Raw genomic sequence first — 16239 nt, forward strand, 5'->3', positions numbered from 1 at the left:
TGTGGGAGCTGGCTTGCCTGCGAAGGCGGCCTGACAGCCGACCCATTTCCCCAGCTGTACTCGGTCAAAACTGTGGGAGCTGGCTTGCCTGCGAAGGCGGCCTGACAGCCGACCCATTTCCCCAGCTGTACTCGGTCAAAACTGTGGGAGCTGGCTTGCCTGCGAAGGCGGCCTGACAGCCGACCCATTTCCCCAGATGTACTCGGTCAAAACTGTGGGAGCTGGCTTGCCTGCGAAGGCGCCCTGCCAGCCGACCAATCCCTCCCGACGGCCCTCGATCCAACTGTGGGAGCGAGCCTGCTCGCGAAAGCGGCAGTTCATTCACCACAGAAACTATGGGCAATAAAAAACGGCGATCACTTCTGTAATCGCCGTTCTTATCTTCGGGGTTATCGATTCAAGGCGTCATCAACACTTCAATCGACCCATCCGCTGTCATGCTGACCTGGCTGGTGCCGGCTTCAACATCTGGCGTCACTGGTGCCGAGTCCATGCCCGCTGCCGCTTTCATCATCATCGGCCCACGCATGAACGGTTGTGGATAGCCGTTGCTGTTCAAATTCAGGTTAACGATTTTGTAGCCCTTGCCACCCAGCGCGTCGGTGGCCAGTTGCGCACGGGCCTTGAACGCGGTCACGGCTTCTTTCAGCAGCGCGTCTTCGCTGGCCTTGCGGGTTGGGGTGGCGATGGCGAAGTCCATGCCGCCCATTTTCAGGTCGGTGAGCAGTTCGCCGGTCAGTTTTGACAGGGCGGCGAAGTCCGAGCTTTCCAGGCGCAGTTCGGCGCGTTCACGCCAGCCGGTGATTTTCTGACCCTTGGTGTCGTAGATCGGGTAACTGTTGCGGCTGCCCTGGCGCAGGGTGATGTCTTTGACTTGTTTGGCCTGAGCCAGTGCCTTGTTCATGGTGGTGCTGACGTCTGCGGCGAGTTTGGCCGGGTCGGTGTTTTGGTCTTCGGTGTAGAGGGTCACGATCATCAGGTCGCGGGCCACTTCCTGACTGACTTCGGCGCGCAGGGAAATCTGGTTGTAATGCAATTCGTCGGCAGCCAGGGCCGGGAGGCTGGCGACGGTGCCAACGCTAAGGGCGAGGAGGGCGGCGCTGCGGCGCAATGTGTGCATGAAAAGCTCCTTGAAGGGGCGCAGGGGTTAAGGTCCGAGCCTGCGTGAAACCATCAGACTCTAGCTTTTATGATCCGGTTCGCACAGTTACAACTTCTATACAGATGGATGGCTGACTACCGTGTCGTGACCATTCGCGGGCAAGCCTCGCTCCTACAGGTGTGTGTCGTTCACAAAGCAGTTGCCCGCCGCGATCCTGTAGGAGCGAGGCTTGCCCGCGAAGGCGTTCTTATAGACGCCACAATCCTCCCCGCCATGTGGCCGTTTGCCGCACTTTTGCCTGCCAGCCCCCGTGCTTGGTTATACTCCGTGCGATCCGCCTGGAGCGCTCATCAGGAGAGCTCATGCTCGCCGCCGTTCAAATCACTTCCGCGACTCGCCAGAATCTCTGGCGGCTGACGTTCATCCGCACTTTGGTGCTGGCCGCCCAGGCCGGTTCCGTGGGCCTGGCCTACTGGTTCAATTTGCTGCCATTGCCCTGGTTTCAACTGGCGATGACCCTCGGCTGCTCGATGCTGCTGTGTGCCTTCACGGCCATTCGCCTGCGCACCTCGTGGCCAGTCACTGAACTCGAATACGCCGTGCAACTGGCCTGCGACCTGTTTATCCACAGTGCCTTGTTGTACTTCTCCGGCGGTTCCACCAACCCATTCGTCTCTTATTACCTGGTGCCGCTGACCATCGCTGCCGTGACCTTGCCTTGGCGCTTTTCGCTGATCCTGTCCGGCATCGCCCTGGCGATGTACACCTTGCTGCTGGCGCGGTTCTACCCGCTGCAAACCTTCCCGATTGCCCGGGAAAACCTGCAGGTGTACGGCATGTGGCTGAGTTTCGCCCTCGCCGCTGCGGTGATTACGTTCTTCGCCGCGCGTATGGCCGAAGAGTTGCGCCGTCAGGAAGAGTTGCGCGCGATCCGCCGTGAAGAAGGCCTGCGCGACCAGCAGTTGTTGGCCGTTGCGACGCAAGCCGCTGGCGCTGCTCATGAGTTGGGTACGCCACTGGCGACCATGAGCGTGCTACTCAAAGAGATGCAGCAGGATCATCCGGACCCGATGTTGCAGGACGATCTGAAGGTTCTGCAGGATCAGGTCAAACTCTGCAAAGAAACTCTGCAACAACTGGTGCGTGCCGCTGAGGCCAATCGCCGCTTGGCGGTGGAGATGCAGGACGTCACCGACTGGCTCGACGAAGCCTTGAACCGTTGGCACCTGATGCGCCCGGAAGCCAGTTATCGCTTCCAGCGCCTCGGCCAGGGCACCGTGCCACGTATGGCGCCGCCGCCAGACTTGACCCAGGCGCTGCTGAATTTACTGAACAACGCCGCCGATGCTTGCCCCGAAGGGCTGCAAGTGACGCTGGATTGGAATGCCGAGGACTTGACCATCAGCATTCGCGACCACGGCGCCGGTGTGCCGCTGGCCATCGCCGAACAAATCGGCAAACCGTTTTTTACCACCAAGGGCAAAGGTTTCGGCCTGGGCCTGTTTTTGAGCAAGGCCAGCGTGACACGCGCCGGCGGCTCAGTGAAACTCTACAGTCATGAGGAAGGTGGCACGCTTACCGAGCTGCGCCTGCCCCGTGTCGCCCGAGGAGACGAACATGAGTGACGAGATCCAAGTAGAAGGCGAAGAGCTGCCGCATTTGTTGCTGGTCGATGACGACGCCACCTTCACCCGCGTAATGGCCCGCGCCATGGCTCGCCGGGGTTTTCGCGTCAGCACCGCCGGTTCCGCCGAAGAAGGGCTGACCATCGCCCAGGCCGACCTGCCGGACTACGCCGCGCTCGACCTGAAAATGGACGGTGATTCGGGCCTGGTGCTGCTGCCCAAGTTGCTCGAACTCGACCCGGAAATGCGCGTGGTAATCCTCACCGGTTATTCGAGCATTGCCACCGCCGTCGAGGCGATCAAGCGCGGAGCCTGCAACTATCTATGTAAACCGGCCGACGCCGATGACGTGCTGGCGGCGCTGCTGTCCGAGCACGCCGACCTCGACACCCTGGTGCCGGAAAACCCGATGTCCGTGGACCGCCTGCAGTGGGAGCACATCCAGCGTGTGTTGACCGAGCATGAAGGCAATATCTCCGCCACGGCCCGCGCCCTGGGCATGCACCGCCGCACGCTGCAGCGCAAACTGCAGAAGCGTCCCGTTCGCCGCTGAACCTGCGCTGAACGAATGCTGGCCGCGCCTCGCGACAAACCGAGCCGATCATCTATGATCGGTTCGTGCGTGTTCTTTTCTTTATCGAGCCTTATCCATGAATCAGAACGCTGAATATTCCGCGGTCAATGATGCTGTGCGCGGGCAGTTTTTTCGCAAGGTCTGGGCCATGACCACGCCGTACTGGCGCAGCGAAGAGAAGGTCAAGGCCTGGACACTGTTGATCGCCGTGATCGCGCTGTCGCTGATCAGCGTCGGGATCTCCGTGTGGTTCAACACCTGGTACAAGGATTTCTACAACGCCCTGCAAAAGAAAGATGAGGCAGCCTTTTGGCGGCTGATTCTGTATTTCTGCGCCATTGCCGCCGTGGCGATTGTCGGCGCGGTGTATCGGCTGTACCTGACCCAGATGCTGACCATCCGCTGGCGGGCCTGGCTGACCGAGAAATACTTCGCCCGCTGGCTCGGCGACAAAAATTACTATCAGTTAGAGCAGGGCGGCTACACCGATAACCCGGACCAGCGGATTTCCGAAGACCTCAACAACTTCACCTCCAACACGCTGGAACTGGGCATTGGCTTGCTTCGCAACATTGTCAGCCTGGTGTCGTTCTCGATCATTCTGTGGGGCGTGTCGGGCAGTATTGAGGTGCTTGGTGTCACCATTCCCGGCTATATGTTCTGGTGTGTGCTGGTCTACGCCGTAATCGGTAGCTGGCTGACCCATTTGATCGGTCGTCGCCTGATCGGCCTCAACAACCAACAACAACGCTTCGAAGCCGACCTGCGTTTCTCCATGGTTCGGGTTCGCGAAAACGCCGAAAGCATTGCGCTGTACAACGGTGAGCCGAACGAAAACCGTCGCCTGAGCAACCGCTTCGGGATGGTCTGGCACAACTTCTGGGACATCATGAAGGTGTCCAAGCGTCTGACCTTTTTCACCTCCGGTTACAGCCAGATCGCAATCATCTTCCCGTTCATGGTTGCTGCACCGCGCTATTTCGCTGGCAAGATCGAACTCGGTGAACTGATGCAAATCAGTTCGGCGTTCGGCAACGTGCAAGAGAGTTTCAGCTGGTTTATCAGTGCGTACCAGAACCTCGCCGCGTGGCGCGCCACCTGCGATCGTCTGCTGAGTTTCCGCCAGGCCATGGCCGATAACGAAGAACGTGCGCCGGCCATCGACGTGCAAAACCAGGGCTCGGAACTGAAAATCCACAACCTCGGTCTGGACCTGGCTGACGGTCGTCACTTGCTGACTAACGCCGACATGACCGTGGAGGAGGGCGAGCGCGTGATGCTCAGCGGTCGTTCCGGCAGCGGTAAATCGACGTTGCTGCGGGCGATGGGGCATTTGTGGCCGGCGGGCCATGGCAACATTCGACTGCCGGCGGCGCGATATCTGTTCCTGCCGCAGAAGCCGTATCTGCCGATTGGCACCTTGCGTGAAGCGTTGAGTTATCCACAGCCGGGCGACACGTATTCGACTGAACGTTATGTGGAAGTGCTGGAAACCTGCCGCTTGCCGCACTTGGTGGCGCGTCTGGATGAGGCCAATCACTGGCAGCGCATGTTGTCGCCGGGTGAACAGCAACGTCTGGCCTTCGCCCGGGCGCTTCTGTATGCGCCGCAATGGCTGTACATGGACGAAGCCACGTCGGCGATGGATGAAGAGGACGAAGCGTCGCTGTATCAGGCGTTGATCGATGAGTTGCCGGGGCTGAGTATCGTCAGCGTCGGCCATCGCAGCAGCCTGAAGCGTTTCCACCCACGTCACATTCGTATCGACAACGGGCATCTGGTGGATCAAGCCGTGACCGCCTAAACACCACAAATCCCCCTGTGGGAGCGAGCTTGCTCGCGAATGCGGTCTGACATCCAGCATTGAGGTGTCTGACACTCCGCCTTCGCGAGCAAGCCCGCTCCCACAAGGGGAATGGTGTTCAACCCCGACGGTGATCGTACAACCCGCTTGCGCTATGATGCGATTTCAGCCGAATTTTCGAGACAGACGTTCACCATGGAAAACCCGATCGACGCACCTCGCCTCCCTCGCAAGCGCCGCAGTCTCGCTCAGGAACTGGTGACGGTGCTGTCCGAGCAGATCCGCGACGGTCAGCTCAAGCGTGGCGACAAGTTGCCCACCGAGTCGGCGATCATGGACGCTCATGGCGTCAGCCGGACGGTGGTGCGCGAAGCGATTTCCCGTTTGCAAGCCGCCGGGCAAGTAGAAACCCGTCACGGCATCGGCACCTTCGTGCTCGATACGCCGAGCCCGAGTGGCTTTCGCATCGACCCGGCGACCGTCGTCACCCTGCGTGATGTGTTGGCGATCCTGGAATTGCGCATCAGCCTGGAAGTGGAATCCGCCGGCCTCGCCGCCCAGCGTCGCAGCGCCGAGCAGTTGGGCTTGATGCGTGCGGCACTGGACGCCCTCAACGAAAGCGCGTCCCACGCCAGCGATGCCGTGGCGTCGGACTTCCAGTTCCACCTGCAAATCGCCCTGGCCACCGGTAACCGCTACTTCACCGACATCATGACCCACCTGGGCACCAGCATCATTCCGCGCACGCGGTTGAACTCGGCGCGCCTGGCCCATGACGACCAGCAGCACTACATGAATCGCCTGAGCCGTGAACACGAAGAAATCTACGACGCGATTGCGCGCCAGGATTCCGATGCGGCGCGGGCAGCGATGCGGTTGCATTTGACGAATAGCCGCGAGCGGCTGCGTCATGCGCATGAAGAGGCTGAGGCGCAGCGGGGGTAGATTCTTTCCGCTGACTGATTTGTTGTCTGATAGACCGCTTTCGCGAGCAAGCCCGCTCCCACAGTTGATCGATGGTGTTCACAATTTGTGTGTCCGCCGAAGATTCCCTGTGGGAGCGAGCTTGCTCGCGAAGAGGCCGGCAGCCTTAATGCAGTACCCTCAGCCAGCCTTCAAAATCGACCGATCCACCCGCACCGCCAGTTCACCCGCCCCAGCCTTGGCCTCAAAAACCACCAGCCCCTGAGCATCCACAACCCCCCGCGCAATCGGCACACCCTTGGACAACAACTCCAACGGCGCACCTTTCAATGATTGCCCCGAGGCCAATTCCAGTTTCACTTTAATCGTCATCTTCAGATCTCCTTATCAGGCCACATTGCCAGTCGGGTGGTAGTCCTTGAGCAGCAGGTAAGTGCTCCATCCCCACCAATCATCCACAGTGGCGGTGTCATTCAAGTTATTCACGTCCTTGCGTCGCAGCACTTTGCTGCCCTCGATGCGGAACAGTGGCGAGAAATTGCTCGCCAGGTTCAGCACCGCTTGCAGGTCGGGCAGCTGTTTCAACGCCGCAAAACTGCTGGGCGCCGGCACCGTGCCGCTGAGATAAGCCGCAAACACCTCATCCGCCGACACCTGAACCGCTGCGTTGACGTGCAGGCGATTGGCGCTGTCGATGGCGTCGAAGTAGCGCTTGTCCCCATAGGCGCGCCATTGCTCACCGTTGGCATTACGCACGTTGAGGCCGAACTTGCTGTCTTCGTCGTGCATGAAACGGGTGATCAGCGAACCGAGATCACTCGGCGTTACCGCTGCCGCCAAGGCTTTGCGCGGCACTCGCAGATGGCCGGCGGAAAATAGATCGGTGAGGAAGTGATCGGCAAAGGCGTTCATCGCGTAGGCGACTTCCAGCTGTTTTTCGTCGCGACTGGCGTGGGCCGCCGCTGCGTGCTGAAGCGCCGCGATGTGACCGGCGATGTAAGCCTGTTGCGCCCATTCGCCGAAGTGGTCGGCGTTGTTCGCCGCCAGTTTCAGGTAACGCCCCAGCGGGAACAGCGCCGAGACGAAACTGCCGCCGCCGGTGATCTTGTTCCACTCTTCCGACAACGTATCACCGAGGGCATCGTAGGCTTCGTGGGGCTGTTTGCCGTCCTTGATCGCCCGTTTAACGGCATCGATCTCTTTTTGCATCACGGCGAGAATTTGCACCGCTTCGACTTTTGACGCGGACAACACGGCCAGCGTGTCGAAAGCCGCAATAAAACGGTTCAGGCGATCAGCCGGAGTGGCGCCGTCGCTCACCGGCCGATCCGGAATGCCGTAGAAATCACCGCCCAGTGCCAGCACCTGGCCGTAGGTCGGGGCGAGCCCGTTGGGCAGGTGCAGTTGCACGCCGTGAGCGAGGATTGGCGCGGCGTTTTCGACGAAGCGTAGCAGGGTTTGGTCGCCAATCGCCGTGTGCTCGCCGCCCTCGAACTTCAGCACCGGTTTGCCTTTCAGGGTTTTACCGGGAAGCGAAGTTGGTTGATGGCTGTGATGTTCAGCGATGTGCAGCACCAGATGATCGTTGTCCCCGGCAATGGTGATGCCGTGCTCGGAAAAAAGATCATCGAACCGGGCAATCACCTGCTTCGGCTTTTCCTGGGTTTGAGTGTGTAGACCTGACATTTCTAGCTCCTTGATATGTCGTAGGTAGGTTCTTATTTGACTGTATGCATATACAGTTAAAACGAGCTTAGTTGAGAATCTTCCTACGTCAAGAAACCACCTTGTCTGACTCAATTTTGCGGTCGGCGATGAAATGCAGTTGACGGTTGTATTTTAAGTTGTACGATGACTTACAACTTCGGCCAAGGCTGAACGGTTTCCTCACACATAACGTCGCTACCCAGGGTGTTCGAATAATGAATCCACAAGAACTGAAGTCCATCCTCTCTTCCGGTCTGCTGTCTTTCCCGGTCACCGATTTCAATGCCCAGGGCGATTTCCACCGCGCTGGCTACATCAAACGTCTCGAATGGCTGGCCCCATACGGCGCCACGGCACTGTTCGCCGCGGGCGGCACCGGTGAGTTCTTCTCTCTGGCGGCCAGCGAATATTCGGAAATCATCAAGACTGCCGTCGACACCTGCGAAACCAGCGTACCAATCCTGGCCGGCGTGGGCGGTTCGACCCGTCAAGCCATCGAATACGCTCAAGAAGCCGAGCGTCTGGGCGCCAAAGGCCTGTTGCTGCTGCCGCACTACCTGACCGAAGCCAGCCAGGACGGCGTTGCCGCCCACGTTGAAGCCGTGTGCAAATCGGTAAAAATCGGCGTGGTGGTCTATAACCGCAACGTGTGCCGCCTGACCGCGCCATTGCTGGAACGCCTGGCCGAACGCTGCCCGAACCTGATCGGTTACAAGGATGGCCTGGGCGATATCGAGTTGATGGTGTCGATCCGCCGTCGTCTCGGCGATCGCTTCAGCTACCTGGGTGGCTTGCCGACCGCCGAAGTCTACGCCGCTGCTTATAAGGCGCTGGGCGTACCGGTTTACTCCTCGGCGGTGTTCAACTTCATCCCGAAAACCGCGATGGATTTCTACCACGCCATCGCCCGCGAAGATCACGCCACTGTCGGCAAGATCATCGACGACTTCTTCCTGCCATACCTGGACATCCGTAACCGCAAGGCCGGTTACGCGGTGAGCATCGTCAAGGCCGGGGCAAAAATTGCCGGCTACGACGCAGGTCCTGTGCGTGCACCGCTGACTGATCTGACCGGCGCAGAGTACGAAATGCTCGCCGCACTGATCGACAAGCAAGGTGCTCAGTAACACAACCGATTAAACAAGGCCGCTGAGTGATCAGCGGCCTTTTGTGTGAGGACTTCTTTTTAAGGGGAAAGCCCGTGGCAGATGCAAAGCGTTTTGATAACTACATCAACGGTGAATGGGTTGCGGGCGGTGAATACTGCGCCAACATCAACCCGTCCGAACTGACCGATACCATCGGTGAATACGCCAAGGCCGATCTGGCTCAGGTCCACGCCGCCATCGACGCCGCCCGCGCCGCGTTCCCGGCCTGGTCGACGTCGGGCATTCAGGCTCGCCACGATTCGCTGGATAAAGTCGGCACCGAAATCCTCGCTCGTCGCGAAGAACTCGGCACTTTGCTGGCTCGGGAAGAGGGCAAGACCCTGCCTGAAGCCATCGGCGAAGTGACCCGCGCCGGCAACATCTTCAAGTTCTTCGCTGGTGAAACCCTGCGTCTGTCCGGTGATTACCTGCCGTCGGTACGTCCGGGCGTCAACGTTGAAGTCACTCGCGAAGCGCTGGGCGTGGTCGGCTTGATCACCCCGTGGAACTTCCCGATTGCGATCCCTGCGTGGAAGATTGCCCCGGCCCTGGCCTACGGTAACTGCGTCGTGCTGAAACCGGCCGATCTTGTGCCGGGTTGCGCCTGGGCCCTGGCAGAAATCATCTCCCGCGCAGGCTTTCCGGCCGGCGTGTTCAACCTGGTGATGGGCAGCGGTCGTGTGGTTGGCGATGCGCTGGTGCAGAGCCCGAAAGTCGATGGCATCAGCTTCACCGGTTCCGTTGGAGTCGGTCGTCAGATCGCCGTCAGCTGCGTATCGCGCCAAGCCAAGGTCCAGCTGGAAATGGGCGGCAAGAACCCGCAGATCATTCTCGACGACGCCGACCTGAAACAAGCGGTCGAGCTGTCGGTACAGAGCGCGTTCTACTCCACCGGCCAGCGTTGCACCGCGTCGAGCCGCTTCATCGTCACCGCCGGTATCCACGATAAATTTGTCGAAGCCGTGGCCGAGCGCATGAAGTCGATCAAGGTCGGCCACGCGCTGAAAACCGGTACCGACATCGGTCCGGTCGTCTCGCAAGCTCAGCTTGAGCAGGACTTGAAGTACATCGATATCGGCCAGTCCGAAGGTGCACGTCTGGTCAGCGGGGGTGGCTTGGTGACTTGCGACACCGAAGGCTACTACCTCGCCCCGACGCTGTTTGCCGACAGCGAAGCGGCGATGCGCATCAGTCGCGAGGAGATCTTCGGCCCGGTGGCCAACGTGGTTCGTGTCGCGGATTACGAAGCAGCACTGGCCATGGCCAACGACACCGAATTCGGTCTGTCGGCGGGCATCGCCACCACCTCGTTGAAGTACGCCAACCACTTCAAGCGCCACTCCCAGGCCGGGATGGTGATGGTCAACCTGCCGACCGCCGGCGTGGATTACCACGTTCCGTTCGGTGGGCGTAAAGGTTCATCCTATGGTTCCCGCGAGCAAGGTCGCTACGCGCAAGAGTTCTACACCGTGGTGAAAACCAGCTACATCGGCTCCTGATACCTCGCGGTAACCGGCGCTACCTCGATGGCGCCGATACCGCAAACCCCTGTAGGAGCTGCCGAAGGCTGCGATCTTTTGATCTTGATCCTGGTGCCCTTGAAGGTGCTGAAGATCAAAAGATCGCAGCCTCGTTTCACTCGGCAGCTCCTACGGGGAACACACCGTTTCACCCGCGCATAAAAATAATCAGTGGGAGTACATCTACATGCAAGCGACCAAGCCGACCCACGTCCGCTATTTGATTTTGCTCATGCTGTTCCTGGTGACCACGATCAACTACGCCGACCGGGCCACTATCGCCATCGCCGGCTCCAGCCTGCAAAAAGACCTCGGCATTGACGCGGTCACCCTTGGCTACATCTTCTCTGCATTCGGTTGGGCCTACGTGGCCGGGCAAATTCCCGGTGGCTGGTTGCTCGACCGTTTCGGCTCGAAAAAAATCTACGCGTTGAGCATCTTCACCTGGTCGCTGTTCACCGTGCTCCAGGGTTATGTCGGTGAGTTCGGCATGTCCACGGCCATCGTTGCGCTGTTCATGCTGCGCTTCCTGGTGGGCCTGGCCGAAGCGCCATCCTTCCCGGGTAACGCCCGCATTGTGGCAGCCTGGTTCCCGACCGCTGAACGCGGCACGGCCTCGGCGATTTTCAACTCGGCGCAATACTTCGCCACCGTGTTGTTCGCACCGTTGATGGGCTGGATCGTCTACACCTTCGGCTGGCAGCACGTGTTCGTGGTGATGGGCGGCATCGGCATCGTGTTCTCGCTGATCTGGCTGAAAGTTATCCACAGCCCGCGCCAGCACCCAATGATCAATGATGCCGAGTTCCAGCACATCGCCGACAACGGCGGCATGGTCGATATGGACCAGGACAAGGGCAAAGGCAAAAAGGTCGACGGTCCGAAGTGGGACTACATCCGCCAGTTGCTGACCAATCGCATGATGCTCGGCGTGTACCTGGGCCAGTACTGCATCAACGGCATCACCTACTTCTTCCTGACCTGGTTCCCGGTGTACCTGGTGCAAGAACGCGGCATGACCATTCTCAAGGCCGGTTTCATTGCCTCGCTGCCGGCGATCTGCGGCTTTATCGGTGGCGTGCTCGGCGGGGTGATTTCCGATTACCTGCTGCGCAAGGGCCATTCCCTGACCTTCGCCCGCAAGGCGCCGATCATTGCCGGTTTGCTGGTTTCCAGCAGCATCGTCGCGTGCAATTACGTGGACATCGAATGGATGGTGGTCGGTTTCATGGCCCTGGCATTCTTCGGTAAAGGCGTTGGCGCACTGGGCTGGGCGGTCGTTTCCGACACCTCGCCAAAACAGATTGCCGGTTTGAGTGGCGGCCTGTTCAACATGTTCGGCAACATCGCGTCGATCACCACCCCGATCGTCATTGGCTACATCATCAGCGCCACCGGTTCGTTCAAATGGGCCCTGGTGTTTGTCGGTTGCAACGCTCTGGTCGCGGTGTTCAGCTACCTGGTGATCGTTGGCCCGATCAAACGCGTGGTGTTGAAAGAACCTCCAGTCAATGGTCCTGAAGTGACCAACAAATTGTCTCAAGCGCATTCCTGAGGAGCGGCGTCATGCAGTTGATTGAACATTCCGACTCGCCGCGCTACATCCGCCTGCACGAGCGGGACAATGTGGTAATCGTGGTCAACGACCAGGGCGTGCCGGCCGGCACCGAGTTTCCCGATGGCCTGGTGACGGTGGATTTCGTGCCGCAGAGCCATAAGGTCACCCTCGAGGATATTCCCGAGGGAGGTCAGGTGATTCGTTACGGCCAGACCATCGGCTACGCCTTGCAGCCGATTCCGCGCGGCAGTTGGGTCAAGGAAGATCAACTGCGCATGCCCACCGCGCCACCGCTGGACAGCCTGCCGCTGTCCACCGATGTGCCGGCGACCCAGGCACCGTTGGAAGGCTTTACCTTCGAGGGTTATCGCAACGCCGACGGCACCGTTGGCACGCGCAATATCCTCGGGATTACCACGACCGTGCAGTGCGTCACCGGTGTGCTCGATCATGCGGTCAAGCGCATCAAGGATGAGTTGCTGCCGCTGTATCCGAACGTCGATGACGTGGTGGCGCTGACCCACAGTTACGGCTGTGGCGTGGCGATTACCGCCACCGACGCCTACATCCCGATTCGCACCGTGCGCAATCTGGCGCGCAACCCGAACCTGGGCGGCGAAGCGTTGGTCATCAGCCTCGGCTGCGAGAAATTGCAGGCTGGGCAGGTGATGCACGACAACGATAGTTCGGTGGATTTGAGCGAGCCGTGGCTGTATCGCTTGCAGGATTCGAGTCACGGTTTTACCGAGATGATCGAGCAGATCATGGCGCTGGCCGAAACCCGTTTGAAGAAGCTCGATCAACGTCGCCGGGAAACCGTGCCGGCCTCCGAGCTGATCCTGGGCATGCAGTGCGGCGGCAGCGATGCGTTTTCCGGGATCACCGCCAACCCGGCGCTGGGCTATGCCTCGGACTTGTTGCTGCGGGCCGGTGCGACGGTGATGTTTTCCGAAGTCACCGAAGTGCGCGATGCGATTTACTTGCTGACCTCACGGGCCGAAACCAAGGAAGTCGCCGAGGAGCTGGTGCGGGAAATGGACTGGTACGACCGTTACCTGGCCAAGGGCGAGGCGGATCGGAGCGCCAACACCACGCCGGGGAACAAGAAGGGTGGCTTGTCGAACATTGTCGAGAAGTCCCTGGGCTCGATCGTCAAATCCGGCAGCAGCGCGATCAATGGCGTACTGGGTCCTGGCGAGCGCTTCAAGCGCAAAGGGCTGATTTTCTGCGCGACCCCGGCCAGTGATTTTGTCTGCGGGACGCTGCAACTGGCGGCGGGGATGAACCTGCACGTGTTCACCACCGGGCGCGGTACGCCGTATGGTTTGGCGATGGCGCCGGTGGTTAAGGTGTCGACCCGCACTGAATTGGCACAACGCTGGCCGGACTTGATCGATATCGATGCCGGGCGGATTGCTACCGGGCGGGCGTCGATTGAGGACCTCGGCTGGGAGTTGTTTCATTACTACCTGGACGTGGCCAGCGGCAAGAAACAGACGTGGGCCGAGCAGCACAAGCTGCATAACGACATTACGTTGTTCAACCCGGCGCCGATTACCTGAGACCGCGTTATCGTTCTTCGCGAGCAAGCCCGCTCCCACATTTGAAATGCATTCCCCTGTGGGAGCGGGCTTGCTCGCGAAGGCGGCCGACCAGACGCCGGGAGACTTGCTGGCTTATCATTAGCCCACTAACGACACCCACCCAAGGTTCTCCCCGGCATGCTGGCAATCTTCCTCGAAACCCTGAACATCACCGCGCCGGTGTTTGCCATGCTGTTTCTGGGTGTGCTGCTCAAGCGCATCGACTGGATCAACGACAACTTCATCCATACCGCGTCGGCCCTGGTGTTCAACGTCACCATGCCGGCGTTGCTGTTTCTGGGCATCCTGCATGCTGACCTGCACGCGGCGTTGCAACCGGCGCTGCTGATCTATTTCTCGTTGGCCACGCTGGTGAGTTTTGCTGGAGCCTGGGGCTGGGCGATCTGGAAGTGTCCGCGGGAAGACAGGGGCATCTACACCCAGGGCGCGTTTCGCGGCAACAACGGCGTCATCGGCCTCGCGCTGGCGGCCAGTATGTACGGCGACTACGGGATTTCTCTCGGGGCGATTCTCGCGGCACTGGTCATCCTGTTCTACAACACCCTCTCGACCATCGTGCTGGCGGTGTACAGCCCGGTGATCAAGTCCGACCCGTGGAGCATCTGCAAAAGCGTGTTCAGCAATCCGCTGATCATCAGCGTGTTTGCAGCGGCGCCGTTTGCGTATTTCAAGCTCAGTCTGCCGGGGTGGCTGGAGACGTCCGGCCAGTACCTGGCGCAAACCACCTTGCCGTTGGCGCTGATCTGCATTGGCGGCACTTTGTCGCTGGCAGCGTTGCGCAAGAGCGGCAGCATGGCGTTGAGCTCAAGTCTGGTGAAGATGATCGGCCTGCCGGTGCTGGCGACCGTTGGCGCGTGGTTGTGGGGTTTTCGTGGGGCGGAGTTGGGGATTCTGTTCCTGTACTTCGGCAGCCCGACGGCGGCGGCGAGTTTTGTCATGGCGCGGCAGGCTAACGGCAACCATGAACTGGCGGCGGCGATTATTGTGATCACCACTTTGATGGCGGCGGTGACCACTAATATCGGGATTTTTGTGTTGCAGTGGGGTGGGTGGATCTAGGTTCAGAATCTTTGGTATTTTTTAGGGCCCCTTCGCGAGCAAGCCCGCTCCCACAGTGGATCTCCAGTGGATACAAAATTTGTGTTCGGTTCGATCTACTGTGGGAGCGGGCTTGCTCGCGAAGACGACGGAACAGTCACCACAAATTCCGGCGATTTACTCCGGCTTCTGGTAAGTGTCGATCACTTCCTGCGCCGCGCGAAACGCATCAATCGCCGCCGGCACACCGGCATACACCGCGCAATGCAGCAACGCCTCGCGAATCTCTTCCACGGTGCAGCCATTGTTCAGCGCACCGCGCACATGACCTTTCAACTCTTGCGGGCACTTCAACGCGGTCAGCGCGGCGAGGGTGATCAGGCTGCGGGTTTTCAGCGGCAAACCTTCGCGATTCCAGACGCTGCCCCAGGCATGTTCATTGACGAAATCCTGCAGCGGCTGGCTGAACTCGGTGGCATTACCCAGTGCCCGGTCGACGAACGCATCGCCCATCACTTGGCGGCGGACTTCAACGCCGGGCTTTTTGTTTTCGGTCATGACACATCCCTCTTATGGTGTTGGCGACGCCAGGCGCGCAGCGACGTGAACAGCAGGAACGCCACCAGCGCCGGCAGGACGAAAATCAGCATCAGGTGTTCAAGCTTGCCGGCCAGGGGCATGCCGGTGGTGAACGACACCACGTGCAGCCCATAGGCCAAGTACAAACCCAGGAACAGCAGGCCCTCGGCCCGGGTCACCCGATAACCGGAATAGAACACCGGCAGGCACAGCGCTGCGACGCCGAGCATCACCGGCAAATCGAAATCCAGGGCGTTGGGCGATACCGACAGCGGCGACGGCGCCACCAATGCGGTAAAGCCGAGCACCCCCAACAGGTTGAACAAATTGCTGCCGATCACGTTGCCCACGGCGATCTCTCGTTGACCACGCAATGCGGCGATCAGCGAGGTGGCCAGCTCGGGCAAGGAGGTGCTGATGGCGACGATGGTCAGGCCGATGATCCGTTCCGACAACCCCAGATCGGTGGCGACCGATACCGCAGCCCCCAGCAACAAATGGCCGGCATACACCAGCATCGCCAGCCCGGCGGCGATCATCAGCAGGCTGCTGATCCACGGCGCTTGTGGCTTCGTTTCATGGGTCGATTGCGGGCGGGCCGAGTGCCGCGACTGGCGCAACAGTAAACCCAGATACAACGCCAGCGCGGCCAGCAGAATCACGCCGTCGATGCGGGTCAGTTCTTCGTTCCAGGCCAATACGCAGACCAGCAGGCTGGCGCCGATCATCAGCGGAATGTCCAGGCGCACCAGTTGCCGCGACACCCGCAACGGAATGATCAGCGCCGACAGGCCGAGGGTGACGAGGATGTTGAAGATGCTGCTGCCGATTACGCTGCCGACGGCGATGTCCGCATTCTGCGCGAGCATCGCTTGCAGGCTGACGGCCATTTGTGGGGCGCTACTGCCGAGGGCGACGATGGTCAGGCCGATAATCAGTGGCCGCACATGCAGACGTGCGGCCAGGCGCACGGCGGCGCGCACCATCAGCTCGGCTCCGGCGATCAGCAGAAACAGGCCGCTGAGCAGTTCGATCACGCTCAGCAGGGGGATGTCT

The 16239-nt window shown here is 60.1% G+C and carries 14 protein-coding genes; 9 read left to right on the top strand and 5 right to left on the bottom strand.

Annotated features, from left to right (window positions below):
• Positions 1–397: 397 nt before the first annotated feature.
• The gene (locus tag ACWIKB_RS28875) at positions 398–1120 is read right to left on the bottom strand and encodes an SIMPL domain-containing protein (protein WP_475270938.1); all 723 of its coding nucleotides are present in this window, start codon (positions 1118–1120) and stop codon (positions 398–400) included.
• A gap of 344 nt (positions 1121–1464) precedes the next feature.
• Here ACWIKB_RS28875 and ACWIKB_RS28880 point away from each other — a divergent pair, with 344 nt between their 5' ends.
• The 4 genes from ACWIKB_RS28880 to ACWIKB_RS28895 all read left to right on the top strand — a co-directional run bounded on the left by ACWIKB_RS28880 (position 1465) and on the right by ACWIKB_RS28895 (position 6050).
• Positions 1465–2727, top strand: coding sequence for an ATP-binding protein (locus ACWIKB_RS28880; RefSeq protein ID WP_475270939.1), 1263 nt, complete (start codon positions 1465–1467; stop codon positions 2725–2727).
• Complete coding sequence (locus ACWIKB_RS28885) at positions 2720–3280, top strand: response regulator transcription factor (RefSeq protein WP_007942792.1); 561 nt, start codon at positions 2720–2722, stop codon at positions 3278–3280. Before ACWIKB_RS28880 ends, ACWIKB_RS28885 begins: the two co-directional genes overlap by 8 nt.
• A 97-nt stretch (positions 3281–3377) precedes the next feature.
• Positions 3378–5105, top strand: a complete 1728-nt coding sequence (locus ACWIKB_RS28890; RefSeq protein WP_475270940.1) for an ABC transporter ATP-binding protein/permease — start codon at positions 3378–3380, stop codon at positions 5103–5105.
• A gap of 195 nt (positions 5106–5300) precedes the next feature.
• Positions 5301–6050 carry a FadR/GntR family transcriptional regulator gene (locus ACWIKB_RS28895; RefSeq protein WP_054616145.1) on the top strand — a complete coding sequence of 250 codons (750 nt, stop codon included), beginning with the start codon at positions 5301–5303 and terminating at the stop codon, positions 6048–6050.
• Between the two features lie 159 nt (positions 6051–6209).
• Here the strand turns inward: ACWIKB_RS28895 and ACWIKB_RS28900 are convergent, their stop codons facing one another.
• Complete coding sequence (locus tag ACWIKB_RS28900) at positions 6210–6401, bottom strand: hypothetical protein (protein WP_475270941.1); 192 nt, start codon at positions 6399–6401, stop codon at positions 6210–6212.
• Positions 6402–6416: 15 nt separating this feature from the next.
• Positions 6417–7715: a phospholipase gene (locus ACWIKB_RS28905; RefSeq protein WP_475270942.1), complete on the bottom strand. Its 1299-nt coding sequence runs from the start codon at positions 7713–7715 to the stop codon at positions 6417–6419.
• Positions 7716–7951: 236 nt separating this feature from the next.
• On the opposite strand from ACWIKB_RS28905, the gene kdgD reads away from it, so the two are divergent.
• From kdgD to ACWIKB_RS28930, 5 genes are all read left to right on the top strand, one after another.
• Complete coding sequence (gene kdgD, locus ACWIKB_RS28910) at positions 7952–8863, top strand: 5-dehydro-4-deoxyglucarate dehydratase (protein WP_054049959.1); 912 nt, start codon at positions 7952–7954, stop codon at positions 8861–8863.
• A 74-nt stretch (positions 8864–8937) separates the two neighbouring features.
• Positions 8938–10383, top strand: a complete 1446-nt coding sequence (locus tag ACWIKB_RS28915) for an aldehyde dehydrogenase family protein (protein WP_054616142.1) — start codon at positions 8938–8940, stop codon at positions 10381–10383.
• A 208-nt stretch (positions 10384–10591) separates the two neighbouring features.
• Complete coding sequence (locus ACWIKB_RS28920) at positions 10592–11959, top strand: MFS transporter (RefSeq protein ID WP_475270943.1); 1368 nt, start codon at positions 10592–10594, stop codon at positions 11957–11959.
• Positions 11960–11970: 11 nt separating this feature from the next.
• On the top strand, positions 11971–13524 hold the full coding sequence (garD, locus tag ACWIKB_RS28925) for a galactarate dehydratase (protein WP_169371616.1): 1554 nt from the start codon (positions 11971–11973) through the stop codon (positions 13522–13524).
• A gap of 159 nt (positions 13525–13683) precedes the next feature.
• Positions 13684–14625: an AEC family transporter gene (locus tag ACWIKB_RS28930; protein ID WP_475270946.1), complete on the top strand. Its 942-nt coding sequence runs from the start codon at positions 13684–13686 to the stop codon at positions 14623–14625.
• A 156-nt stretch (positions 14626–14781) separates the two neighbouring features.
• Here the strand turns inward: ACWIKB_RS28930 and ACWIKB_RS28935 are convergent, their stop codons facing one another.
• Together ACWIKB_RS28935 and ACWIKB_RS28940 are read right to left on the bottom strand one after the other, a co-directional pair.
• The gene (locus ACWIKB_RS28935) at positions 14782–15162 is read right to left on the bottom strand and encodes a carboxymuconolactone decarboxylase family protein (protein WP_475270947.1); all 381 of its coding nucleotides are present in this window, start codon (positions 15160–15162) and stop codon (positions 14782–14784) included.
• Positions 15159–16220, bottom strand: coding sequence for a calcium/sodium antiporter (locus ACWIKB_RS28940; protein ID WP_475270948.1), 1062 nt, complete (start codon positions 16218–16220; stop codon positions 15159–15161). Before ACWIKB_RS28940 ends, ACWIKB_RS28935 begins: the two co-directional genes overlap by 4 nt.
• Between the last annotated feature and the right edge of the window lie 19 nt (positions 16221–16239).

This window comes from Pseudomonas sp. 5Vm1k (genome assembly GCF_056161485.1).

What these genes read in the sequence shown, in the direction of transcription:
- ACWIKB_RS28920 (WP_475270943.1), top strand. Translation starts at nt 10,592, where the DNA reads ATGCAAGCGACCAAGCCGACCCACGTCCGCTATTTGATTTTGCTCATG.
- garD (WP_169371616.1), top strand. Translation starts at nt 11,971, where the DNA reads ATGCAGTTGATTGAACATTCCGACTCGCCGCGCTACATCCGCCTGCAC.
- ACWIKB_RS28930 (WP_475270946.1), top strand. Translation starts at nt 13,684, where the DNA reads ATGCTGGCAATCTTCCTCGAAACCCTGAACATCACCGCGCCGGTGTTT.
- ACWIKB_RS28895 (WP_054616145.1), top strand. Translation starts at nt 5,301, where the DNA reads ATGGAAAACCCGATCGACGCACCTCGCCTCCCTCGCAAGCGCCGCAGT.
- ACWIKB_RS28875 (WP_475270938.1), bottom strand. Translation starts at nt 1,120, where the DNA reads ATGCACACATTGCGCCGCAGCGCCGCCCTCCTCGCCCTTAGCGTTGGC.
- kdgD (WP_054049959.1), top strand. Translation starts at nt 7,952, where the DNA reads ATGAATCCACAAGAACTGAAGTCCATCCTCTCTTCCGGTCTGCTGTCT.
- ACWIKB_RS28900 (WP_475270941.1), bottom strand. Translation starts at nt 6,401, where the DNA reads ATGACGATTAAAGTGAAACTGGAATTGGCCTCGGGGCAATCATTGAAA.
- ACWIKB_RS28935 (WP_475270947.1), bottom strand. Translation starts at nt 15,162, where the DNA reads ATGACCGAAAACAAAAAGCCCGGCGTTGAAGTCCGCCGCCAAGTGATG.
- ACWIKB_RS28880 (WP_475270939.1), top strand. Translation starts at nt 1,465, where the DNA reads ATGCTCGCCGCCGTTCAAATCACTTCCGCGACTCGCCAGAATCTCTGG.
- ACWIKB_RS28890 (WP_475270940.1), top strand. Translation starts at nt 3,378, where the DNA reads ATGAATCAGAACGCTGAATATTCCGCGGTCAATGATGCTGTGCGCGGG.
- ACWIKB_RS28905 (WP_475270942.1), bottom strand. Translation starts at nt 7,715, where the DNA reads ATGTCAGGTCTACACACTCAAACCCAGGAAAAGCCGAAGCAGGTGATT.
- ACWIKB_RS28885 (WP_007942792.1), top strand. Translation starts at nt 2,720, where the DNA reads ATGAGTGACGAGATCCAAGTAGAAGGCGAAGAGCTGCCGCATTTGTTG.